Consider the following 22190-nt stretch of genomic DNA (forward strand, 5'->3'; position numbering starts at 1 on the left):
TTAATGAGCAACACTTTCACAGGAACTGTAAAGTTCTTCAATGAGGAAAAAGGGTATGGCTTCATCAAGCATGATGAGTCCAGCCAAGAAACTTTCGTCCATGCAAACGGGCTGATCCACGAAATCCAGGCGCACGACCGCGTCGAGTTCGAGCTGCAGGAAGGAAGAAAAGGCCAGAACGCCGTCAACGTAAAGCGTATCGACTAGTTATTCAATACCTTTTGCATGAAAGCCGCCTCTTAACGGGCGGCTTTTGTGTTTTTGTGCCTCCCGCGGCCGGTTCTATTTCCAGGTTATCGGTACGTTGAGCAGCAGGATATTGTCCTCGCCTTGCGGCACGTCGTCGAGCCGCAGACGGGCAAAGAGCACCGCCTTCCGGATAAACCGCGCATTCAGGGGCACCCCGGTGATATAAAAACCGCAATGGAGCGCCTGGTCTGGGCGGAGCTCGACGGTGACGATTTCGGTGGAGTCGCGCCTGGTCGCGCCAAAGCGGAGCTGGCTAAAATGATAGACGGTGTCAAAGTCGTCGGACGCTTTGGAGAGGGCCGGATCGATCGAGAAGGCCAGCGAGGCGATCTGGGGGGATTGGTTGCTGGCCGTGAAAATGATATCGACGACCCCCGACTCCTTATGGCCATTGGCCGCCAGGCGGTCGAGGTTGAGGGTCTTGAAAGGGGAACGCGCCATGGGGCTGCCTCCGGACACCACGGGCCCGCCGGAAGAATCTCCGGTTTGCGCCCGCACCTGGAACAGGAGTACGGAAAAGATCATGGACATAAAACAGAGGCGGTGCATGGGTGATGTTTTATAGATTAAATCCAACGAGCCGGTGTACGGCCACGGGATCGTAAACGACGCCATCCTTGATCACGAGGCTGACCTTTCGCAACTGGCTGATGTCCTGGAGCGGATCGCCGTCCACCACGATCAGGTCCGCCGTCTTGCCGGCGGTCACGGAGCCGGTTTGATCCTCCAGCTGCATCACGCGGGCCGGTACGATGGTGGCGGCGCGGATCGCTTCCAGGGGTGTCAGTCCGGCCTGGACGTACAATTCCAGCTCGCGGTAAAGGCTATAGCCGGGAATGGTCTCATCCGTTCCTGCAACAATGGGTATGCCATTTTCCTGGAGGGCCTTGACGATACTCAGCCAGGACAGGAACAGGGGCCGGTAGAAGGCGGCCCTTTTGGCGGGCAGGCCGCTGTTGACATACAAGGCCTGGATGACCGGCGGCAGCGTATGATAATTAGGCTCGATGCGGGTGATACTGTCGTCCAGGGAACGATAGGCGATCTCGTACACGGCCAGCGTGGGATCGACCACCGTGTGGTGTTCCTTCAGGAAGCCGATCACCTCCACGTTCTTCGGGTCGGAGAAGTCGATGGAGAAGTCCTTGTTGCGGTGCAGGACGGCGGCGACAAAGGGGATATGGTTGACCATGTTCATCCCCGAATCCACGCCCGCAAGCAACGTCATGCCCTCGGGTATGTGACCGGTAACGGTCAGCCCGACGCGGTGCGCCTCGTCGCAGATGGCCTTGACCACGGCCGGCTTGACGGAGCTGTATATCTTGATCTGTACAAATCCGTTTGCCTTGTAGCGGTCCACGGCCGCTACCGCTTCCGCCGGGTCCCCGGCCTGTATGACGCCCAGCGCCATGGGACCGTGACCGTCGATGATCCCGGCCTTCAGGATGTGGGGGCCTATGCCCTCGCCCGCGTCGATGGATTGCTTGACGGCGTTGATAAAATCGAATTCGTTGCCGCAGTCGCGTACGGTGGTGATCCCGGCCCCGATATAGGCGGGACCCCATTCCACTTGTTCGAAGTGGGCGTGCATGTCCCAAAGACCGGGCAGGATGGTTTTGCCCGTGACGTCCTTTTTCGTATAGCCCGCGGGTATGGCGACGCCCGTCCCCGCGAAGACGACGCGGCCGTTGCTGACCAGGATGGTGGCGTTGGGTATGGAGTGGCCCCCGACCACATCGATCAGCGTGCCCCCCGTCAGGGCCAGGTTCCCGGACTGGCCATGCAGCTGCGGGAAGAGACGCATGCCATAGATGGCCGCCCGTTTGAGCAGCTGGGGGAGGATGTTTTCATAGGCGGGCAGCGTGGCTTCGAATTTGTCAAATTCGGCGTCGATGCTCACCAGGCAGAACAGCCGTCCGTCCAGACCCGTCCAGACAAACTCGTTGCCCCAGATAAGACCGCCGACCACATAGCGCCGGAGCACCAGTGGCTTATCCCCGGAAAGGGTGTCGAATCCGTCCTGGCGGATCGTCACGCTGCCCGAAGGGAGGAGGGGCAGGGTGGAAGGCTCGCCGTTCCTCCGCCAGTATTCCAGCAGGAGCATCTGGAAAGTAACGGGGGCGTACCCTGTCACCGGGAATGCCAGACGCGGCAGTGCCGCGGAGTACGCGGAATCGTTTACCTTTATGCGGGCGTTGGACCCGGTGATGGAGATGGAGTCGTTGATGGTCGTCATCCGGGACGTTTGTCCCTTGATCGTCAGGGACAGCGGATGAAGATCGTTCGTTATCCTGAGCGACGCCTTTAGCGGCACCTTGCTGGAACGGTCCGTAAACAAAAAATCCACGTTCCAGGCATCGCCCTGGCGGGCGTACGTTTCCCGGCCGATGGCCTGGGCGAATTTGTGCAAAATGAAAGAACCGGTATCTGGAATCTGGGCGTGCAGCCCTATGGCCGGGCAGGTGAAGAGGATAGCGAAAAGGTATTTTCTCATATCAGTAAAATACAAAAAAACGGCGCATGAGGGTTTCTTTTGCGGAAATGGAAGCGCAATTCCTGAGGGTACTGGGCAAGTTGGGATTCGAGGACGGCAAGGCGGCGCACTGCGCGGGTATCTTCGCGCGGAACAGCGAAGACGGCGTTTACTCCCATGGGCTCAACCGCTTCCCGGCCTTCGTGCGATCGGTACAGGAGGGCCTGGTGAACGCAGGGGCGGAGCCCGAAATCGTCCGAACCAGCGGTTGCATCGAATACTGGGACGGACAACAGGGCCCGGGTATGTACATCGCGTCGCTGGCCATGGGCCGCGCGATCTCGCTGGCCAAAAAAGGCGGCCTGGGCGCCGTTTCGGTCCGCAACACCAACCACTGGATGCGTGGGGGGACTTATGGATGGCAGGCCGCCGGGGCGGGCTGTATCGGGATATGCGCCACCAATACCATCGCCAACATGCCCGCGTGGGGCAGCACGGAGCCGCGGCTGGGCAACAACCCGCTGGTGATCGGCGTACCCCGGGAGAAGGGCCACATCGTGCTCGACATGGCGCTGTCGCAGTTTTCTTACGGCAAGCTCCAGGAATACGCCTGGGAGGAGCGCCCGCTGCCGGTCCCCGGCGGCTACGACGGGCAAGGCGCGCTGACGACCGACGCGGCGGCCATCCGCTCTTCCCGGCGGGTACTCCCCATCGGTTACTGGAAGGGCTCCGGTCTCTCCCTGGTGCTCGACGTGCTCACCGCGGCGCTCAGCAGCGGTTGGTCCGTGGGGGACATCACGGCCGCGGGAGGGGGGTCCAGGTTATCCCAGTTTTTCCTGGCCATCAATGCCGCGTACATGGACGACGCGGTGGTCGAATCCATCATAGGATATACCTGTTCGGACGCCGTGAACTACCCGGGGGAGCGCACGCTCGCGACCCGGGTGCGGAACCAACGGGAAGGGATACCCGTAAATGAGCAGGCATGGGAGGCGCTTCTTGCGCTATAAACGCCCCGGCAGCCCCCGGCGCTTTAAAACATTATAACATGATCAACGTAGGAGAATACAACACGCTCAAAGTAATCCGCAAATCCACCCCCGGCGTCTATCTCGACGACGGCGCCGAAGGCATCCTGCTGCCCAACCGGGCGGTACCCGAGAATACCCGGGTCGGGGACGAGATCAAGGTTTTTGTCTACCACGATTCCGACAACCGCCTCATTGCCACCACCGAGACCCCCAGGGCTGTGGTGGGTGACAACGTCCGCCTCAAGGTCGTGTCGGTTACGCCCCAGGGCGCCTTTCTCGACTGGGGGCTGATGAAGGACCTGTTTGTCCCGAAATCCCAGCAGCTCTCGTTTATGCGGCTCGGGGGCGAATACCTGGTGCACCTCTATATCGACCGCCAGACCGGCCGTGTGGCCGCCACGGAAAAGATCGAGTCCTTTCTCAGCAACGACCCCCTCACCGTCAAGGAGAACGATGAAGTCTCGCTGACCGTTTACCGGCCCAGCGACATGGGATACGTCGTCATCATCAACGGCATCCATACGGGGCTGCTCTACAACGACGAGGTTTTCCAGACGCTTTCCCCCGGCGACAAGCTCGACGGGTTTGTCCGCAAGATCCGTGAAGACGGCAAGCTCGACGTGGTCGCCGGCAAACGCGGCTACGAAAAGGTGGGGGGCGAAGCGGGGCGCATCCTACGGATGCTTGAAGACAACGGCGGCTACCTCCCGCTCAACGACAAGTCCGACCCCGAAGACATCTACCGGATGCTCGGGATGAGTAAAAAAACCTTCAAGATGACCACCGGCGCTCTTTATAAGCAACAGAAGATCATCTTCACCCAAACGGGGATACAGATCCTCGGGGAAGGGGACTAGGCGGCCGCGGGCTTTTTCCCCGCAATGGCCCCCACCAGGAGCGTGATCAACCCGATGACCACCCCGCTAATAGCGCCGATGAAGGGGCCGACGATCAGCTGCATCGTCCGGAGGTCGATCGGCGAGTTTTTCATCATGTCGGCCATCTGCGGATGGTTGGCCATGTACGTGTCGTACCAGATATAGTGCGCGGCGGTCACCCAAACGCAATTGAGCAGACCCAGCACGAACCCGTGCAGGAACAACCTCCCCGGCGCCCGGCGGACGATCATCCACGCGCAGAAGACAAAGTCGATGAGCCAGAACAGGGGCTCGATCCGCGGACCGATCCAGTAGAGGGTGGCGACGGCCATCACGAGACCCAGCAGGGAGAGAGAGAAAAGCAGTTTCCAGTTCATATGCGGCGTTTGCATCAAGGTATCCAGAATCCGCCGCATTTCAAAACGCCAGGCGGCACTTATCCCTTGATGTGCTTGTTGAAATTTATGATCTTAAAGGCCACAAAAAGGATAATCGCGACCGATGTAACAATGCCTGCGGCCACTTCCAGGACGATACTGTTTGTCATACTACTCCGGTTTTGTTATCCGTATGACGGCCGGCGGTGGCAAAAGTGAACTAGCGAAATGTTAAAAAGCGGGCTCGCTTGAGAAAAAACAGGAGCACCCCCAGACTGATGATCCCCAAGGCGGCTTCGATGTTGTTAATGGGGCTCGTCAGGAAGATAAAGAGCCAGATGCTTATGGATACCAGGGCCGGCACCGGGAACAGCGGCATCCGGTAGGGGCGGAGGTCCCTGGGCTGTACAATGTGCCAGCGGATCAAACCGATGGACTGGCCGAGGAATTGCACCAGGATGCGGGTGACGACGATGGCCGTGATGGCCTTTTCCATTTTGAACGTCAGGCTGAAGACAAAACCCAGGACGCCCATTACGAGCAGCGATACGTGGGGGAAGTGGTGTTTGGGGTGCAACCGGGCGAAGACAGGGAAGAAGTCCCCCTTTGTCGCAGCGGCATAAGGCACCCGCGAATAGCCCAGCGTGAGTGAAAACAGGGACGAAGACGCGATGATCAATATCAAGAGCGTGGCGACATTGGCTACGGCGGGACTGTATATCTTTTCGATATAGGTGCTGATGACGAAGTTCGACCGCGCTATCGTCTCCCAGGGCAGGTTGCCCAGCAACGCCCATTGCATCCCGATATAGAGCAAGGCGATCACCGTCACGGACAGGAAGATGCTGCGCGGGATATTCCTTTCCGGGTTTTTGATCTCGCCGCCGAGGTTGACGACGTTATAATACCCCAGGTAGGAATAGACCGTCTTGAGCGTCGCGTGGCCCAGGGCGCCATACAACAGGGCGCAGGTGCTGAACCCCGAAAGGTCCCAGTGGAACGCCTGCGCCCTGTTGAAGTGGGGCGCCCCCGAGGCGATGATCCAAACGATGGTGCCGATGGTGATGACTCCCAGGATCATCGAAATCTTTCCGATGGTCTGGATGTTCCGGTAGAGGACGGCGACGACCAGGATGACGAGGCCGCCGCTCACGGCTTTTTGCGCCAGCGGGCTCAGCGGTATGAGGTAATTGAGGTATCCGGAAAAGCCGATCGCCGCGGAGGCCATCGTCAGGGGCGCGATGATAACGGTCTGCCATACCAGCAAAAAGGGCATCAGCTGGCCAAACCAGCCGTCGCCATATAATTTCCGCAGAAAAACATAGCTCCCTCCCGCCTCGGGCCAGCGGGCGCCCAGCTCCGACCAGATCATCCCGTCCAGGTAGGCCAGGAGCGCGCCCAGCAGCCACGCGAGTATCGCCGCGCCGCCCTGCATCGCGCCGGCCACCATCGACACCGTCAGGAACGGGCCGATCCCGACCATGTCGATCATGTTGATGGCGGTGCCCTGCGCCAGTGAAAGCGACCGGTGCAGGGCGGGCTTGGGGGAGGAAGCGTCGGGCATATCCTGTAAAAATACAACAACCTCCGGCTCAAACCGTTTTCCGGTAATTCAGCACCGCCCACGTATTCAGAAAGAGGCCGATGACCGCCATCGCGCCCAGGTGGTACCCGATGTCGGACCACCCGCTGCCCTTTAGCACCACCATGCGCATGATCTTGATAAAGTGTGACGGCGGAAACGTCTCGACGATGTACTGCGCCCACGCGGGCATGCTGTCGACGGCGGTGAAAACGCCGCTCATGAGGTTGAAGATGTTGATAAAAAAGAACGACAGGCTCATCGCCTGCTGCTGTGTCGCCGAGTAGGTCGAGATCAGCAGCCCCATGCCCAGCATGGCGAACAAATAGACCACGAGCGCCCCATACAGCACGACAAAGCTCCCCAGCGGCCAGATGCCGTAAAAGGCCCAGCCGGCGATGATCCCAAGGGTAAATACCACTACGCCCAACACGAGGAAGGGGATCAGTTTTCCGAGGATGAACCAGTGCTTGCGGATCGGTGTGACGTTGATTTGCTCGATGGTCCCGCTTTCTTTTTCCTGGACGATGTTGAAGGCCGACTGCATCGCGGCCATGGCCGTGACCAGGGTCACCAGGATGGCGGGGACCATGTATAGCTTGTAGTTCAGCAGCGGGTTATACCAGTTGGAGGACGCCACGCTGATCTGCGGCGTCGCGTCCGGATCGGCGGCGGCGCTGGAGCCGGAGGAGGCCGCCCCCGCCACGGGGCCCAGCCATTGCAGGCGGATGTCGCTGTTGAAGTCGGCGATGATGCTCGACAGGTAGGCCCCGCCCAGGTTGGCCTTCGTACCCTCTATCGCGTTGATCGCGACATACAGGTCGCGGGCATTTTCCTTGACGAGGTCCCGCTCGAAGTGCGGCGGGATCTGTAACAGCAGGTCCGCCTTGTCCTGTTGCACCTTGGCCAGCCCGTCGGCATAGGATGTCGTATAACCCGCCAGCTTGAAGTACCCGGAAGCCGTGATCTTGTCGACCAGTTTCCGGCTGAAGGTGGAGTGGTCGTTGTCCACGACGGTCATGGCGATGTCTTTCACCGTATAGTCGGCCGCCAGCGGCAGCAGGATGAGCTGTATCAGCGGGGCTATCAGCAGCGTCGAGAGCAGCTGGCGGTTGCGGAGCATTTGCCGGAATTCTTTGTCCAGCAGGAATAGCAGCGTTCTCATTGCAATCGGGTTTTAAATCTGCGGATGCTGACCGCAAACAGGAAGAAGGACATGCCGGCCAGGATCAATGTTTCCTTCCAGACGGAAGAAAACCCGAGTCCTTTGAGCATGACGCGTTTGACGACGATAAAATACCAGCGGGACGGCACGGCGTTGGACAGCCACTGTAACGGCAGGGGCATGTTTTCGATGGGGAACAGGAAGCCGGTGAGGAGCATGGTGGGGAGCATCATGCCCATCAGGCTGGACATCATCGCGGCCTGCTGGGTCTTGGCGTTGATGGACAAGAGCAGGCCGATCGACAGGGAGGTCAGGATAAAGAGGATGCTGTCGAAGAAGAGCAGCAAGATACTGCCCTTGACGGGCAGGTCCAGGAAGACGTCGCTCAGGACCAGGATCACGCACAGGTTGACGATAGAGATCAGCAGGTTGGGCGCCAGTTTGGAGATGATGATATAGATGGTCTTGAAGGGCGATACCAGGAGGATCTCCATGGTCCCGAGCTCTTTTTCCCGGACGATGGCCACCGAGGTCATCATGGTGCAGACGAGCATGAGCACCAGCGCCATGACCCCGGGCACGAAGTTGGGCGCGCCGCGGAGCTCGGGGTTATAGAGCATGCGGTTCTGGACGCCGATCTGGAGCGGTTGGCCCGAGGCCTGCGCCAGCCGGGCATTGTACGTACCCACGATCTGGGTCAGGTAGTTGGTGACGGTCGTCGCCTGGTTGGGATCGGAGGCGTCGGCGATGACCTGTATCGTCGCCTTCCCGGTGCGGATCAGGTCGTCGGAAAAGTGTTCGGGGAAGATGACCGCCATCTTGATGTCACCGCGTTTGAAGGCAGCGTCGATCCCGGTGGCCGAAGGCAGGCCGCGGGTGACGTTGAAGTATTGGCTGGAGGTGATTTCCTGGATGAGCTGGGTGGTCACCGGGTCCTTGGAATAGTCGACGACGACAATCTTTGAGTTCTTGATCTCGTTGGACAAGGCGAAGCCGAACAGCACGATCTGTGCGATCGGCAGGCCAAAGAGCATCAGGAGCGTTTTCCGGTCCCGGAAGACGTGCAGGAATTCTTTTTGGATAAAAACGATTAATTGCTTCATACTAGTCCGCTTTTCGTTTGGCATTCCTCGCCAGTTGATAAAATACGTCCTCCATATTGCCACAGTCGTATCGTCGCTTGAGGCCATCGGGGCTGTCGAGGGCGGCGATGACGCCATCGACCATGATGGAGACGCGGTTGCAGTATTCGGCTTCGTCCATGTAGTGGGTGGTCACAAAGACGGTAACCCCCTTGTCCGCGGCGTGGTAGATCAGGTCCCAGAACTGGCGGCGGGTAACGGGGTCCACGCCGCCCGTGGGTTCGTCCAGGAAAACAATATCCGGATCGTGGACGATGGATACCGAAAAGGCGAGCTTTTGCTTCCAGCCGAGCGGCAGTTCCCGGACGAGCGTCCTGGCCTCACCCTGTAGCTGCAGCTCGTCGAGGAGGCTCTTGGTCTTGGCGCGGATGCTGTCGCCGGTCATGCCGTAGATCCCGGCATAGAAGCGGATATTCTCCGTGACGGTCAGGTCGTCGTAGAGGGAGAACTTCTGGCTCATATACCCGATGCGGCGTTTGATCTTCTCGGTTTGCGTATACACGTCGAAACCGGCGACGGCCGCGTCGCCGGAAGAGGGCGCCAGTAACCCGCAAAGCATGCGCATGGCGGTGGTTTTGCCCGCGCCGTTGGCGCCCAGGAAACCAAATATCTCCCCCTTGTATACCTCGAAGGTGAGCGCATTACAGGCGATGAAACCGCCAAAGCGCTTGGTCAGCTTGTCTGTCTTTATAACGGTCTCCATGTCGTCAGTCTTTTAGCAGGTGGATGAAGCAGTCTTCGATGGAGGGCTCGATGGGTTCGATATGCACGTCCTGGTATCCCTTGCCGGCCAGGTAACCGGACAAGCCCTGTATGTTATCGGTTGCCAGGGTAACGTGTAGCGCTTCCCCGAAAGCAAAGCAGGTCTGGGTGCCGTTGTAGGCGCGGACGTCCTGGAGGACCTTGAAGGGCTGCCCGGAACGGACGGCGTAGAGCTTGCCCGGGAACGCCTCCACGATCCCTTGCGGCGTGTCGATGGACAGGATGGCGCCCTTTTGGATCAGCGCGATCCGGTCGCAGCGCGTGGCCTCGTCCATATACGGTGTGGAGACGAGGATGGTGATGCCCCTCTCCTTGAGTTTTCCCAGCATGTCCCAGAATTCTTTCCGGGAAACGACGTCGACACCCGTGGTGGGTTCGTCCAGGAAGAGTACCCGGGGCTGGTGGATGAGCGCGCAGCACAGCGCGAGCTTTTGTTTCATGCCTCCCGAGAGCTTCCCCGCCCGCCGGTCCTTGAAGGGCTCGATCTGTTGATAAATGTCCTTGATCTGGTCATAGTTCGCTTCGAGCGTGGTCCCAAATACGGTGGCGAAGAAGCGGATGTTTTCGGCGATCGTCAGGTCCTGGTAGAGACTGAACCGGCCGGGCATGTACCCCACGCGTTCGCGGATGCGGGTATAGTCCTTGACGATATCCAGCCCGTCGACGGTGGCCCGGCCGGCGTCGGGGAGCAGCAGGGTGGTGAGGACGCGGAAGATCGTGGTTTTGCCGGCGCCGTCGGGTCCGATGAGACCAAAAAGCGCGCCCTCGCCCACCTGGAAGGAGACGTCTTTTACCGCCTGTACCGAGCCCTTGCTAAAGGTTTTGGTTATATGTTCCAGGGTGATCATGGCGTTAGAATTTTACTTCCCCGTACATGCCCAGCTTGAGCAGCCCGTCGTTTTTGACGCGGATCTTCACGGCATACACCAGGTTGGCGCGCTCGTCCCGGGTTTGGATGGTCTTGGGGGTAAATTCCGCCTTGTCCGAAATCCAGGATACGAGGCCACTGTAGGTCTGGTATTCGCCCGTGCCCTTGTCGGCGTAGACCTGTACGGTTTGACCTAGCCGCACGCCGGTCAGCTGGGCGCCGGTGATGTACGCGCGGAGCGTAATGGTATCCAGGTTGGCGATCTTATAGAGGGCCTTGCCCGTCGTGGCCATTTCACCGGCCATGGCGTACTTGGTCAACACGGTCCCGCTAAGGGGGTTGACGATTTGACCCTTGTCGATCTGGTCCTGGTACTGGGCCGCGGATTTTTCCAACGGGTTCTTTTCTGCGTAGACCGTACGGTTCTGGGTGGCGATGTTGGACTGGTCGAGCCTGAGCTGTTGCTCGTAGACGCCTGCCTGTTTTTCCAGCTGGTCGATCTGGGCGTTGATGTCGTCGAGCTGTTTTTGCGTGGCGGCGTCCGCCTTGAGCAGGTTTTGCGTACGGGTCCGTTCACGGTATTGCTGGGCCAGCTGCGACTTGGTGACGTCCAGCTGGCGTTGTACGAATTCAGATTGGGGGACGGGGTTGGTCGTTTTTTGCGCCAGCGCGGTGATGGTGGCCTGGACCTGCTCCTTTTGGAGCACCAGGCCCTTGACGTCGATCTGCCCAATGACCTGACCCATGGCGAGGGAGTCGCCTTCCTGTATGCCGAGGTTCAGGATCTTTCCGTTCTGCTCGGCGGAGACGATGACCTCGTCGGATTCGAATACGCCGGAGGCGTCGGTTTGGAGCTTGTGGGTGTTACAGGCGGTGAATAGGATGGCCGTAAGAAGTATATATTTTTTGTGTCGCATTTTATGTCGTTTAATTACCGGAAGTGGTTTTGTGATCGTATTGGGAGATGAGGCGCTGTACCTGGTGGACGACCCGGTCCTGCCGGGCCTGGGCCTCCGCGTTTACGTCCAGGAGGTAGTCGTTGGCGCTGAGCACGCCGTTCGACAGCTGCGCCGCCGAGGTTTTCGTCACCGATTGCCGGAGCCGGATGATTTCGTCGTCGGAAGCGATGAGGGCCTCATAACGGCGGATGTCGGCATTTTGCTGGCGCAGGCTGAGGCGGGTGTTGAACAGGAACGTCTCGCGTTCCGCTCCCACCATGGCCTCGTTGTTGCGGCTGGTCAACCGGTCCTTCCGGAAGGTATAGAGGCCGCCTATGTTCCAGCTCAGCCTTATGCCGGTGATGTAGTAGGTCTCCCCATCGGTGGACAGGAAGTTGACGGGGCTCGGTTTCCCAAACCCTCCCTGGAAGAAGGCGCTCAGCGACGGAAAGAGGTTTAGTTTGGTCAGCCGTTGCTGGTCGCGGTAGGACTTCGCCTGCAAATCATAGGAGCGCAGCTCGGGGCGGTCGATCGAGTCGCTTAGGGCCGGCGGCGTCGGCGTTATGAAGCTCGTGCTGTCATCCAGCGTCGTATTGAGGAATAACCCCAACATGTCTGTATACGCCCTCCGCGACGCGCGCAGCTCGATGGCCTGTTGCGCCGTGGTGAGCAGCTGGGCCTGGAGCTTGTTCAGGCTGCTGTGAAAATCGGTCCCGTTGGCGATCGCCGCCTGGACCTTGTCGATACCGGTTTGGATGTTTGCCCTGGAGAGGTCGTTTTGCTCCAGCTGGCCGTCGATCAACAGCACGCCAAAGAAGAGCTGGTTGACCCGGTCTTTTAAAGCATACAACTGTGTGTTCAGGTTTTCCTCCTGTATCGCCGCGTCCGTCCGGCTGATCTGTTTTTTCTGGTGGTTAATCCCGAAATCGGTCAGGGTCTGGGATACTTCCCCATAGATCTTGTACTGGTCCTTGCTGGCCGTGGGGATGTTGAAACCGGGGACGGCAATGCTCGTCACGTCCGATTGATACGTGGCCGAACCGCTGACCGCCAACTGCGGATAAATCCCCTTCGACAGGTTGTCGATGGTGTAGTTTTCGGTTTTGGCGATCAGGTCACGCTGCCGCGTAAGGGGGTAGTTCTGCTCGGCCAGGGCGTAGCAGCGGTCGAGGGTGAGGGCGTTTGCCGGCGTTTTTGCATCCGCCGGTTGCTGCGCAGCGGACGCCACCGGGAGGATCATAAGAAAGGCGATGATTCTTACCATAAGCCTATGTTTTGATATTCTGATTTAATCATTTGATTAACATATGGGCCGGAAAAAGGCGCTTGTCGTGCGCCTTCCGCTTAACGCGTGCTGCTCGCGCCCGTTCCCGCCTATTGCGCGCCCATTATCCGTATCATCCAGCCCGGGATCAGCTCCTTGCGCTCCTCCATGAGTTTTTTGAACTCTTGCTGCGACAGGTCGAACCGGTTCATCAGCAGCCGGCTGGCCACAAAGGGGAAAATGATCATACCCATGAAATTGGCCAGGAAGTGCAGGGGGTGGATGTCCGGGACGTGCCCCTTGCGGATTTCCTCCGCAAAACGGTTGAAAAAGGTATGACGTAGGTTGTCGATACGTTCCAGGAATACGCCGCTTTTCGCCGTGTCCAGAGCCGCGCCCGACTGTAGATTGCTCAGGACGAAAAAGGGCAGGTCCGGGTTCTTCAGCAGCATGTCGATATAGGCGCTGGCCACATACTCCAGCATCTGCTCCAGGCTCATGTCCTTCCCCTCCAGGTTTTGCATGATCACGCCGATGAAGAGCTGGATATTTTCCCACATGATGATCTCGAAGAGCTTTTCCTTGTTCCGGAAATAGTAGTTCAGCAACGCCAGGTTGATGCCCGCTTCCTCCGCGATGTCCCTCGTGCGCGTAGCCGCGAAGCCCTTTTGCGTAAAGAGCTTGCGGGCCGCTTCCTTGATCCGCTCTTCGGTGGAAACGTCCTTGCTTTTCGGCGCCCGCGGCTTTTTGGCCGCGGACTTCTTCGCCGTCTTCCTGGCCGGGGCAGCGGCCTTCCGCTCCACCGCCTTCCGCTCCGCCTGATGTCGTGCTTTCGCCACAGTTAATTGATTTACCGGGTCAAAGGTAGTGAGGATTTTGATTTAAACAAATTTTTTAATCAAATGATTAATTCCTGCACAACCCGCACCGCCGCGGCATAAATCCGTTTAAAGACGGATACCGCGGGTCGTAAAAAGTCCGTACATTTTTGAAAACACCAATCTCATGAACCTACTTCTTGTTATGGGCGTGCACCTCGGCCTCTTCCTGGGTGGCGCGGAAAAGAAATTCGGCTATATTCAAACCACCATCTACAACACCGCTACCCTGAAAGTGCATGGGGAATACAAAGTGGTCGATGTAACGACCGGCACCGTCCTGGATGATGAAAACTACGTCGTCGTCGAAAACACCTCCTACGTGACCGGCCCGGCAGACGCCGACCAGGGCGACCCGCGGATCACAGTTACCTGGATCACCGGACCGAACTATGTCTCCATGGGTTTCTCCACCGTCACGGGCGACGGGCATACGCTGCCCTGTCAATCCCTGGTGGGTTACAACGGCACCATCGGGCCCATCGACGCGGCGCCCTATAATAATGACGCGTATCCCCAGTGGACGATGACCTTCAAGCCCAGCTGTCCGTAGAAGGGCGCGCCCCCGGCGCCGGTCAGCGCCTGCGCCGCCCCATCGCCCACATGGCCAGCGCCACCCATATCATATTGACCACCGCCGAGGGGACCGCATGGTGGTAGAGGGTGTTGACGATCAGGCAGATGCTTCCGGCTATGTTCAACAGGTAATAGGTGAGGCTGTCCGCCCGCATCCGGTTGAACATGTTCATGGCGTAGGCATAAACCACACAAGCGGAGCCCAGCCAGCCGATGACGTCGACGAGCGGCAAGGGTGGTTAGAACTTATCGTTATTGACTTCGATCCAATACCCGTCCGGGTCCTGGAAATAGATCTGCAGTACGCCGTCGGGGCGGACGGTCGGTTTTTTGTCGGTGGCGTTCCAGCCGCCATACGCGACGCCCGCCTTGTCGAGGCGTTTGCAAAAGGCCGGCACATCGGGTACGCTAAAGGCCATATGCACATCCACGTGGTGGGGCTCGTCGGCTTTGGCGCCGGAAACGACGTGGAGCTCCTGGTGGGGGCCGACCTTGAACCAGGTATGCCGGCCGTCGTGGAAAGGCTCGGGAATGGTGTCAAAACCCATGACGTCGTGGTAAAAGGCGGATGCCCGCTGGAGGTCGGTTCCATAAACGGTCAGGTGATTCAGGTGGGCCTGTTGGGCGCTGGCGCCAGCGGCCAGACCAAGGAGGGATATGGCAAGGAGTATTCGCATGAACCAAATATAGTTTGATTTTTGTAATTTTGGTCCATGCCTACAGTAGAAACACTCGAAGCCTTCTATCAAAAAAAGCTCGCCTGGGTCCCCGCCAACCTGCAGAGCGAGCTAGGCCACTTCAATATTTTCAAACGGGAAGAGATTTGCTCCACTTCCAAACCGGCTCCTTACAGCCGGCGGGACTATTATAAGATCAGCCTGATGATCGGCGACAACCGTTTTCACTACGCCGATAAGAGCCTGGAGATAAGGGGCAGCGCGTTGCTGTTCGCCAACCCGCAGGTGCCTTACCAGGTAGAATCGCTGAGCGATCAGAGCGGTTTTTTCTGCATCTTCACCGAGTCCTTCATGAACCGTTCATGGGGTACGCGGTTGACCGACTTGCCGGTATTCCGGCCCGGAGGGCACCCCATCTTCCTGCTCGACGAGGAGCGGACCCGGATCGTAACGGAGGTGTTTATGAGGATGCAGACCGAGATCGCTTCCGAATATGCCTATAAATACGATGCGCTTCGGAACTATGTGCTGGAGCTGATACATTTTGCCCAAAAGGCGGAGCCGGTCACCACCCACTACCAGCATGCCAACGCGTCGGTGCGCATATCCACGATGTTCGTGGAGCTGCTCGAACGACAGTTCCCTATCGAGTCCCCCCAGCAACAGGTCCGTTTGCGCAAGGCGTCGGACTTCGCGGGCCAGCTCTCCGTGCACGTCAACCACCTGAACCGGGCGCTAAAGGAAGTGACCGGCAAGACGACCACGATCCTGATCGCCGAGCGCCTGGTGCAGGAAGCCAAAGCCCTCTTGCGGCACACCGACTGGAACGTGTCCGAAGTAGCCTACGGGCTTGGGTTCGAGGAGCCGGCCCACTTCAACAACTTTTTCCGCAAACACACGAAGATGCGGCCGACGGAGTTCCGCGTGGTCTGACGAGCGCGGCGCAGCCGCCCGCGAGCCCGCTGTACCACTCGCGAGCCCGCGGCAGCGCCCGCGTTGTTTGATTTTCGCAATTATTGGTTTGCCCCGCGTAACCCGCCCCCGGCGGCCCGCTCGTACCTTCGTGTCCAAAATTCAGCTATATGGATACACCGGTTTGGTTTATTACGGGCTGCTCGACGGGTTTTGGACGCGAGCTGGCCAAATTGGTTCTCGAGCGGGGTTGGAGGGCGGTCGTGACGGCGCGTCAGGTAAAATCGGTCCAGGACATCATAAAAGGTCACGAGGAGCGGGCGCTCGCCCTGTCGGTGGATGTGACGGATAAAGCAGGCGTACAGTCAGCCATCGCACAGGCGGAAAAACACTTCGGACACATCGACGTCCTGGTCAACAATGCCGGCTACGGTTACCTGTCATCGATCGAGGAAGGCGAAGACGACAAGATCCGCCAGCAGATGGAGACCAACTTTTTTGGCACCCTGCACACCATACAGGCGGCGTTGCCAAAGATGCGGATGAGGCGTAAGGGACATATCGTTAACTATACGTCCATTGGCGGCCTGGTCAGTTTTGCCGCCACCGGGTTCTATCATGCCTCGAAGTACGCGGTGGAAGGGTTATCCGAGTCGTTGGCGATCGAGGTCGCGCCCTTTGGCATCAAGGTGCTGATCGTGGAGCCGGGGCCCTTCCGTACGGACTGGGCGGGACGTTCGATCATCGCGACGCCGGTGGCGATCGACGACTACCAGGAAGTCGTGGGCGGCCGCATGGAAGCCACCGCCGCCCGCAGCGGGCGGCAACCCGGCGATCCGGTGCGCGCGGGAGAATGCGTCATCACCGCGGTGGAGGCGGCGCAACCCTATTTGCGGTTATTGCTCGGCAAACCGGCGTTCGAGCTGGCGGAGCAAAAGCTGGATAGTTTAAAGACGAACTTCGAGGGGTGGAAAGACCTCACCTTCAGCGCCGACTATCCGGAGTCCCGCTAGGCGCCGGGCGCCACCTGGATCGGCGTCAGCGCCACCGGCTTTTCTCGCTCGATACGCGACACCAGGTACACGATCAACGCCGCCAGCAACCCTATGATCCCAAATGACCAGCGCAGCGACAGCGCCTGGGCCACAAAACCCACCAGGGGCGGTACGATGAGGAAACCGAGGTACCCCACGGTGGATATCGCGGCCAGGGCGCTGCCGCTGCTCATTTTTGTGGACTTCCCGGCCATGCTGAAGACCAGCGGCACAATACAGGATACCCCAAGACCGACGGCGACAAAGCCCAGCCCCGCCACCAGGGGGTAAGGGATCAACGCCGCCAGCAACATACCCGAACAAATCAGCATGCCGCTTACCCTAAGAAGCGGTTTGATGCCAAAGCGCCCGACGATCTTATCACCGCTAAAACGGCCGGTGGTCATAGCGATCATGTATACCGCAAAAGCCGCGGTGGCACCGGCTTTGGAGGACCCCACCGCTTTTTGGAAAAATATCCCGCTCCAGTCGTACATCGTATTCTCGCAAGCCATGGAAGCGAAACAGATAAAACTGAAATTCAGGAGGTGCTTGTCGGGCAATGAAAACAACGGTTTCTTTTCGTTGGAAGGCGTGGGTTTGTCGTGGAGCAGGTAGGGATAGGACAGCAGCGTCGTTATGATCATGCCTATGCTGACCGCGAGCAAATGCCACGAGGTATAAATGTTATGGCTGACCATGATATACCCTAAACCGGCCCCCGCAAAACCCGCGAGGCTCCATATCCCGTGGAATGTGGTCATGATGGACCGAGGGTAAAGTTTTTGGACGCTCACCGCCTGGGCGTTCAGCGAGATATTGAAGAGATTGCGGGCGGACCCGAAACAAAGCAGGATCAAAACCAGCTGCCAGGTATGCGTGGAGAACCCCGCAAATCCTAACATTACGTTAAAAATCATCACGCCAATCAACAAAATACTCCGGCTATTGAAGCGGCCAAGCAGCCTTCCGGTCAAAGGCATTGTCAACATGAGGCCGATGGGTAACGCGAAAAGGACGGCGCCCAGCTGCGCCTCGTTCAGATGGAGCTTGTTCTGCATCGAGGGTATACGGGATGCCCAGGAAGAATATCCAAAACCGGACAGGAAAAAAAAGACGGCGTTGGCGAGTCTGATGCGGCGTAAGGAATGATCGTCCATCGGTAAAAAGAACAAATTTATGATCAAACCCCCTAATTTGCACCCTCTAAACAACCTTACATGAATAAACGCACCGTTATCACGCTCTGCTGCTTTGTGGGTATACTCCAGGCAGCAAGGGCGCAACAGGACACGTTGCCGCGCTGGCAGATTTCCCTCCATTACGGGGCTTCCATCCCGTTGCAGAAGTTTGGCTCCATGGATGTATTCGACGCCCAGTCCGGCTTTGCCAAAACGGGATCCTCCCGGGGCCTGGAGGCAGGCTACCGCCTCGGTCGCGTTTGGGGTTTATCCTTGATGCTGGACAATGAAACCCACAAGGTGGAGAATCATACCGTCAGCAATTCCCTCAACAGCATCAATCAGAACACCGCTTATTTCTACGGCAGTTCGCCCTGGCGCATGGGTAAGGCCCTGCTCGGCGTTTTCGGCGAATTCCCGATGGGATCCGGCGGCCACTGGGAATGGACCATCGGCGCCAACGCGGGCGCGCTCGTGACGTCTATCCCGTCCGTATGGATACTGGAAGGCTCGCCCAGCACCGGCGCCCCGACGCCCAACGGCAGCGGCGGTTACGACGGCACCTACGCCACGGACAACGGTAAGACGCGGATGACCTTCGCTTATGACGGGCACCTCGGGCTGCGCTTTGTCATCGAGAAGGTGTTCTTCGACCTCCGGGGCGACTACACCGGGGCCAGCCTGAACATCCCATACGCCAAGACCAGCCTCGGCTCGCAAGTCGCCGCAGGCCAGCAGCCCATTGCATACGGAACAACGGGGTCGGGTAGCAGCACTCAATCCATTAACTCGGTTAACGTGACGCTGGGACTTGGGCTTATGTTTTAAAGTTCTTATCTTCAAGAGATAAGAACCCCGTATGAAAGCTTTTGTTGCAATCGCTTGTTTCCTTTTTGTCTCCTTCACTCACGCCACCGCACAACGCTGGACATTTTCGGCCGGCCTGGGCCCCGCCATCCCGGTGGGGAAATACGGCTCTAAAAGCCTGTCTGACTCACTATCCGCTTTTGCAAAGACGGGCCCCGTCCTGCAACTGACGGCCGCTTACCGCATCGGGCGCAACTGGGGCGTGTCGGTGCTGACGAGCGGCGGGTGGAACCGCGTGGATACGAAGAAGATGGATGATGAACTGGCATCGGACGACCCTGGCAGCCGGTTCAACGTGACGAGCGACCCCTGGGTTTTTGTCACGCTGATGGGCGGCCCGTACGGCGAATGGTCGTTGAATAAACGCTGGTCCGTGACGGTCCAGGGATATGCGGGGGTGTGGGAAACAAAACGGCCGAAGTACACAGCGACAGCCATGCAGGCATTAACCGGCGGTGGTTCGCTGGGTATCGGCAGCTCGGAAGAGGATTGGATGTTGGACATGAACACGGTGCATACCGGCTTTGCCTTCCAGGTGGGGGCGGGCGTTCGCTACGCTTTGGGCAGGCACTGGTTCCTCAGTGGAAAACTCGAATACGCGTCGGCCTGGTACAGGGCAAAAGGCCCGTCGTCCAACACCGGTCCCGTCAATCCGAACGGTGGATCGGTAACCACGGGTTCGGGCGCGCCGCCCATCATCTCCCCGACAAGCACGCCCACGTACGTTCAGCCGATCTCCACCCTCCAACCAACCGTTGGGGTCGGCGTCCATATATGAACAACCAAGGCTACCTCCTTACCGCCGGTCCGGAACTCGAACGCCTGCGCTTACAGGCGAAGATGTGGGAACCTGAAGCCGAACGCTGCCTAGACATGATAGGCATCCGCGAAGGATGGCACTGTATCGACCTGGGCTGCGGCGCCCAGGGAGTACTGGAACCCCTGAGCCGTCGCGTCGGCGCGGAAGGAAAGGTGATTGGCGTGGACCGGGACCCGCTCCAGCTGGAGTCGGCCCACGCGCTGGTCCGCGGCAAAGCCCTGGCCAATGTCGTGATAAAGGACGCGGACGCTTACGCCACTGGTTTTGCCCCGGGCTTATTCGATCTGGCCCATGTCCGCTTCCTGTTTGCGCCGGTGGGACGCGATGCGGAGTTGATCCGGCACATGCTGGACCTCGTCCGGCCCGGAGGCGTTCCGGCGGGGTGGGGGAGACTTCAACGCGGGGCGTCGGTTACACGCGATGTGGCGGCTGGCGGGGCTGAAAGACATCCAAATGCGCAGCGCCGTCCTGACCCTTCCGGGGTCCCATCCCTACGCGGCGTTGCCCATGCAGTTCGCGGCCTCCCTCCGGCCAAGGATACTGGACGCCGGTATCCTGTCGGAAAAAACCCTGGACGAAGCCGTCGCCGCCTGTAAAACCGGTTTAGCCGAAGAAGGCAGGGTCGTGACCACCTTTATCGTCCACCAGGTATGGGGCAGGAAAGCCTTATCTTAGGGATATGAGACCTGTTCACCTGATCTTTTGTCTTGTCTTTCTCTCTCCTTCGCTGTACGCGCAACGCCTCCAGTGGGTGTCCACCACCGCTTCGGCGCCCTGGGCGGTCGAACCGTCGCCGACGGCTATCCTTACGGGCAAACCCACGCTTAAGGTGGATACGCTGTCGAAGATGCAAGCCATGGAAGGTTTCGGTGGATGCTTCAACGAGCTCGGCTGGAAGGCGCTCGGGCGCTTGTCCCCGGCGGATCGGGCTGCCGTGCTCCGGGAATGGTTTGCGCCGGGCGTGGGCGCGAACTTTACGATATGCCGCATGCCCGTCGGCGCCAATGATTTTTCGGACGGTTGGTATTCCTACGACGAAACGCCGGGCGACTTTTCCCTTACCCACTTCAGCATCGCCCGCGACCGGATGACGCTGGTACCTTTCATTCACGCGGCTCAGCGCTATAACGCGCGGCTGCGGTTGTGGGCCTCGCCCTGGAGCCCGCCGGCGTGGATGAAGGTCAATAACAACTACGCCTGCGCGGGCACCGCTTCGGGCGGCGAGGGGTTCGATTTGTTCAAGACAGACGAGCCCTACCTCAGGACCTACGCGCAGTATTTCGTAAAGTTCCTGAAAGCTTATAAGGCCGAAGGCATTACTATCGGTATGGTCATGCCCCAGAACGAATTCAATTCCTGCCAGGTCTTCCCCAGCTGCACCTGGACCGCGGCTTCCCTGAACCGGTTCGTCGGTAGGTACCTCGGTCCCGCCCTGCAGCCGCTCGGCGTAAAACTGTTTTTTGGCACCATGGAACGCGCCAACACCCTGTTGGTGGACACCTTGCTGCGGGACCCGGCCAGCGCCCGGTACATCCGGGGCGTCGGTTTTCAATGGGCCGGCAAGGGCGCCATCGCGGGCATCCACCGCCTTTATCCCGACCTGGACCTTTACCAGAGCGAACAGGAATGCGGCGACGGTCATAACGACTGGACCTATGCCGCCTATACCTGGACGCTCATGAAACACTATATCGCCAGCGGAGCCCGCGCGTATATGTACTGGAACCTCGCCCTGGATGAAGGCGGCATAAGCCATTGGGGCTGGAGACAAAACTCGCTGGTCACGGTGGATACCGTCCGCCATACGTTCCGGTACACCCCGGACTACTATGTCTTCAAACACCTGGCCCACTTTGTCCGCCCGGGCGCCCGGCTGGTGGAATGTAGCGGACCGTCGGCCGACGACGCCCTTTGCTTTGTCAACCCGGACGGCTCGGTGGTCGTCGTTCTGGCCAGCCGCGGGGATACTCCGCGGGTCGAGTATATTTCCGTCGGCGGTCACCTCTTCAGCGCAACGCTCCCGCCCCATTCCTTCCACACCTTCATCCTCAAAAAAAGCGTATGAAAAAAGGACGTCTCGAAGCCTTTAGCGACGGCGTCTTCGCCATCATCATCACCATCATGGTCCTGGAGCTCCATGTGCCCCACGGCAACGATCTCCGCGACCTGGGGGGCGTGCTTCCGCAGCTCCTCGGCTATGTCCTGAGCTTTATCTACGTCGGCATCTATTGGAACAACCACCACCATATGCTCTACCTGGTGGAAAAGATCGACGGCGCCGTCCTGTGGGCTAACCTCAACCTGTTGTTCTGGCTGTCGCTCGTACCCTTCGTCACCGAATGGATGGGCGAGAGCCACCTGACCACCGGCCCCGTGGCGCTCTTCGGCCTCGTCCTGCTGATGTGCGGCGTCTCCTACATCATCCTCTACCGGATGCTCATCCGCTGCCAGGGCAAGAACGAAGCCCTGTCGGACGCGATGGGCCACGACTGGAAAGGCCTGATCTCGATCGGCAT

The 22190-nt window shown here is 59.0% G+C and carries 26 protein-coding genes and 1 pseudogene; 12 read left to right on the forward strand and 15 right to left on the reverse strand.

Features of this window, described 5'->3' with window-relative positions:
* The first annotated feature begins 3 nt into the window (after positions 1–3).
* A complete protein-coding gene (locus tag VL547_RS00230) occupies positions 4–207 on the forward strand; it encodes a cold shock domain-containing protein (RefSeq protein ID WP_325573910.1) in 204 nt (67 codons plus the stop codon).
* Positions 208–282: 75 nt separating this feature from the next.
* Here VL547_RS00230 and VL547_RS00235 read toward each other — a convergent pair whose 3' ends face one another.
* Entirely contained in the window at positions 283–798 is a 516-nt protein-coding gene (locus VL547_RS00235; protein ID WP_325573912.1) for a hypothetical protein, read from the reverse strand.
* A gap of 10 nt (positions 799–808) precedes the next feature.
* Positions 809–2743 (reverse strand): amidohydrolase family protein, encoded by a 1935-nt coding sequence (locus VL547_RS00240; protein ID WP_325573914.1) that lies wholly within the window; start codon positions 2741–2743, stop codon positions 809–811.
* 26 nt (positions 2744–2769) lie between these two features.
* On the opposite strand from VL547_RS00240, the gene yiaK reads away from it, so the two are divergent.
* Together yiaK and VL547_RS00250 are read left to right on the forward strand one after the other, a co-directional pair.
* Positions 2770–3732 carry a 3-dehydro-L-gulonate 2-dehydrogenase gene (yiaK, locus tag VL547_RS00245; RefSeq protein ID WP_325573916.1) on the forward strand — a complete coding sequence of 321 codons (963 nt, stop codon included), beginning with the start codon at positions 2770–2772 and terminating at the stop codon, positions 3730–3732.
* A gap of 38 nt (positions 3733–3770) precedes the next feature.
* On the forward strand, positions 3771–4610 hold the full coding sequence (locus VL547_RS00250) for a CvfB family protein (protein WP_325573918.1): 840 nt from the start codon (positions 3771–3773) through the stop codon (positions 4608–4610).
* On the opposite strand, the gene VL547_RS00255 is transcribed toward VL547_RS00250, so the two are convergent.
* The 9 genes from VL547_RS00255 to VL547_RS00295 form a co-directional block, all read right to left on the reverse strand.
* Positions 4607–5008, reverse strand: coding sequence for a hypothetical protein (locus VL547_RS00255; protein WP_325573920.1), 402 nt, complete (start codon positions 5006–5008; stop codon positions 4607–4609). The genes VL547_RS00250 and VL547_RS00255 overlap by 4 nt on opposite strands.
* 220 nt (positions 5009–5228) lie before the next feature.
* Entirely contained in the window at positions 5229–6572 is a 1344-nt protein-coding gene (locus VL547_RS00260) for an APC family permease (protein WP_325573922.1), read from the reverse strand.
* 28 nt (positions 6573–6600) lie between these two features.
* The gene (locus VL547_RS00265) at positions 6601–7755 is read right to left on the reverse strand and encodes an ABC transporter permease (RefSeq protein WP_325573924.1); all 1155 of its coding nucleotides are present in this window, start codon (positions 7753–7755) and stop codon (positions 6601–6603) included.
* Positions 7752–8858, reverse strand: a complete 1107-nt coding sequence (locus tag VL547_RS00270; RefSeq protein WP_325573926.1) for an ABC transporter permease — start codon at positions 8856–8858, stop codon at positions 7752–7754. The genes VL547_RS00265 and VL547_RS00270 overlap by 4 nt, the downstream gene beginning before the upstream one ends.
* Before the next feature lies 1 nt (position 8859).
* Positions 8860–9600 (reverse strand): ABC transporter ATP-binding protein, encoded by a 741-nt coding sequence (locus tag VL547_RS00275; protein WP_325573928.1) that lies wholly within the window; start codon positions 9598–9600, stop codon positions 8860–8862.
* A gap of 4 nt (positions 9601–9604) precedes the next feature.
* Positions 9605–10507 carry an ABC transporter ATP-binding protein gene (locus VL547_RS00280; RefSeq protein WP_325573930.1) on the reverse strand — a complete coding sequence of 301 codons (903 nt, stop codon included), beginning with the start codon at positions 10505–10507 and terminating at the stop codon, positions 9605–9607.
* A gap of 4 nt (positions 10508–10511) precedes the next feature.
* Positions 10512–11444 carry an HlyD family secretion protein gene (locus VL547_RS00285; protein ID WP_325573932.1) on the reverse strand — a complete coding sequence of 311 codons (933 nt, stop codon included), beginning with the start codon at positions 11442–11444 and terminating at the stop codon, positions 10512–10514.
* A 10-nt stretch (positions 11445–11454) separates the two neighbouring features.
* Positions 11455–12729, reverse strand: a complete 1275-nt coding sequence (locus VL547_RS00290; protein ID WP_325573935.1) for a TolC family protein — start codon at positions 12727–12729, stop codon at positions 11455–11457.
* Positions 12730–12839: 110 nt separating this feature from the next.
* Positions 12840–13568 carry a TetR/AcrR family transcriptional regulator gene (locus VL547_RS00295; protein ID WP_325573937.1) on the reverse strand — a complete coding sequence of 243 codons (729 nt, stop codon included), beginning with the start codon at positions 13566–13568 and terminating at the stop codon, positions 12840–12842.
* Between the two features lie 166 nt (positions 13569–13734).
* Between VL547_RS00295 and VL547_RS00300 the strand changes: the two genes are divergently transcribed.
* The gene (locus tag VL547_RS00300) at positions 13735–14160 is read left to right on the forward strand and encodes a hypothetical protein (protein ID WP_325573939.1); all 426 of its coding nucleotides are present in this window, start codon (positions 13735–13737) and stop codon (positions 14158–14160) included.
* Positions 14161–14182: 22 nt separating this feature from the next.
* On the opposite strand, the gene VL547_RS00305 is transcribed toward VL547_RS00300, so the two are convergent.
* On the reverse strand, positions 14183–14416 hold the full coding sequence (locus VL547_RS00305) for a CBU_0592 family membrane protein (protein WP_325573941.1): 234 nt from the start codon (positions 14414–14416) through the stop codon (positions 14183–14185).
* Between the two features lie 6 nt (positions 14417–14422).
* Positions 14423–14860, reverse strand: coding sequence for a VOC family protein (locus VL547_RS00310; RefSeq protein WP_325573943.1), 438 nt, complete (start codon positions 14858–14860; stop codon positions 14423–14425).
* A gap of 36 nt (positions 14861–14896) precedes the next feature.
* Between VL547_RS00310 and VL547_RS00315 the strand changes: the two genes are divergently transcribed.
* Both VL547_RS00315 and VL547_RS00320 read left to right on the forward strand, forming a co-directional pair.
* Positions 14897–15793: a helix-turn-helix transcriptional regulator gene (locus VL547_RS00315; RefSeq protein ID WP_325573945.1), complete on the forward strand. Its 897-nt coding sequence runs from the start codon at positions 14897–14899 to the stop codon at positions 15791–15793.
* A 149-nt stretch (positions 15794–15942) separates the two neighbouring features.
* Complete coding sequence (locus tag VL547_RS00320; RefSeq protein WP_325573947.1) at positions 15943–16785, forward strand: oxidoreductase; 843 nt, start codon at positions 15943–15945, stop codon at positions 16783–16785.
* On the opposite strand, the gene VL547_RS00325 is transcribed toward VL547_RS00320, so the two are convergent.
* Entirely contained in the window at positions 16782–17966 is a 1185-nt protein-coding gene (locus VL547_RS00325) for an MFS transporter (RefSeq protein WP_325573949.1), read from the reverse strand. The two genes, VL547_RS00320 and VL547_RS00325, sit on opposite strands and share 4 nt — an antisense overlap.
* 60 nt (positions 17967–18026) lie before the next feature.
* Between VL547_RS00325 and VL547_RS00330 the strand changes: the two genes are divergently transcribed.
* The 3 genes and pseudogenes from VL547_RS00330 to VL547_RS24085 form a co-directional block, all read left to right on the forward strand.
* Positions 18027–18815, forward strand: coding sequence for a hypothetical protein (locus tag VL547_RS00330; protein ID WP_325573951.1), 789 nt, complete (start codon positions 18027–18029; stop codon positions 18813–18815).
* Between the two features lie 31 nt (positions 18816–18846).
* On the forward strand, positions 18847–19632 hold the full coding sequence (locus VL547_RS00335) for an outer membrane beta-barrel protein (RefSeq protein WP_325573953.1): 786 nt from the start codon (positions 18847–18849) through the stop codon (positions 19630–19632).
* A gap of 95 nt (positions 19633–19727) precedes the next feature.
* Positions 19728–19988: pseudogene (locus VL547_RS24085) on the forward strand (class I SAM-dependent methyltransferase); the annotation flags it as partial.
* On the opposite strand, the gene VL547_RS00345 reads toward VL547_RS24085, so the two are convergent.
* Positions 19950–20123, reverse strand: coding sequence for a hypothetical protein (locus VL547_RS00345; RefSeq protein WP_325573957.1), 174 nt, complete (start codon positions 20121–20123; stop codon positions 19950–19952). The pseudogene VL547_RS24085 and the gene VL547_RS00345 overlap by 39 nt on opposite strands.
* 4 nt (positions 20124–20127) lie before the next feature.
* On the opposite strand from VL547_RS00345, the gene VL547_RS00350 reads away from it, so the two are divergent.
* From VL547_RS00350 to VL547_RS00360, 3 genes are all read left to right on the forward strand, one after another.
* On the forward strand, positions 20128–20349 hold the full coding sequence (locus VL547_RS00350; RefSeq protein WP_325573959.1) for a hypothetical protein: 222 nt from the start codon (positions 20128–20130) through the stop codon (positions 20347–20349).
* A 4-nt stretch (positions 20350–20353) separates the two neighbouring features.
* On the forward strand, positions 20354–21739 hold the full coding sequence (locus VL547_RS00355) for a glycoside hydrolase family 30 protein (RefSeq protein WP_325573961.1): 1386 nt from the start codon (positions 20354–20356) through the stop codon (positions 21737–21739).
* A partial coding sequence (locus VL547_RS00360; RefSeq protein ID WP_325573963.1) for a TMEM175 family protein occupies positions 21736–22190 on the forward strand: 455 nt, incomplete at its 3' end. The genes VL547_RS00355 and VL547_RS00360, both read left to right, overlap by 4 nt.

Origin of the sequence: Dinghuibacter sp. (assembly GCF_035492835.1) — a bacterium.
GTDB lineage: Bacteria > Bacteroidota > Bacteroidia > Chitinophagales > Chitinophagaceae > Dinghuibacter.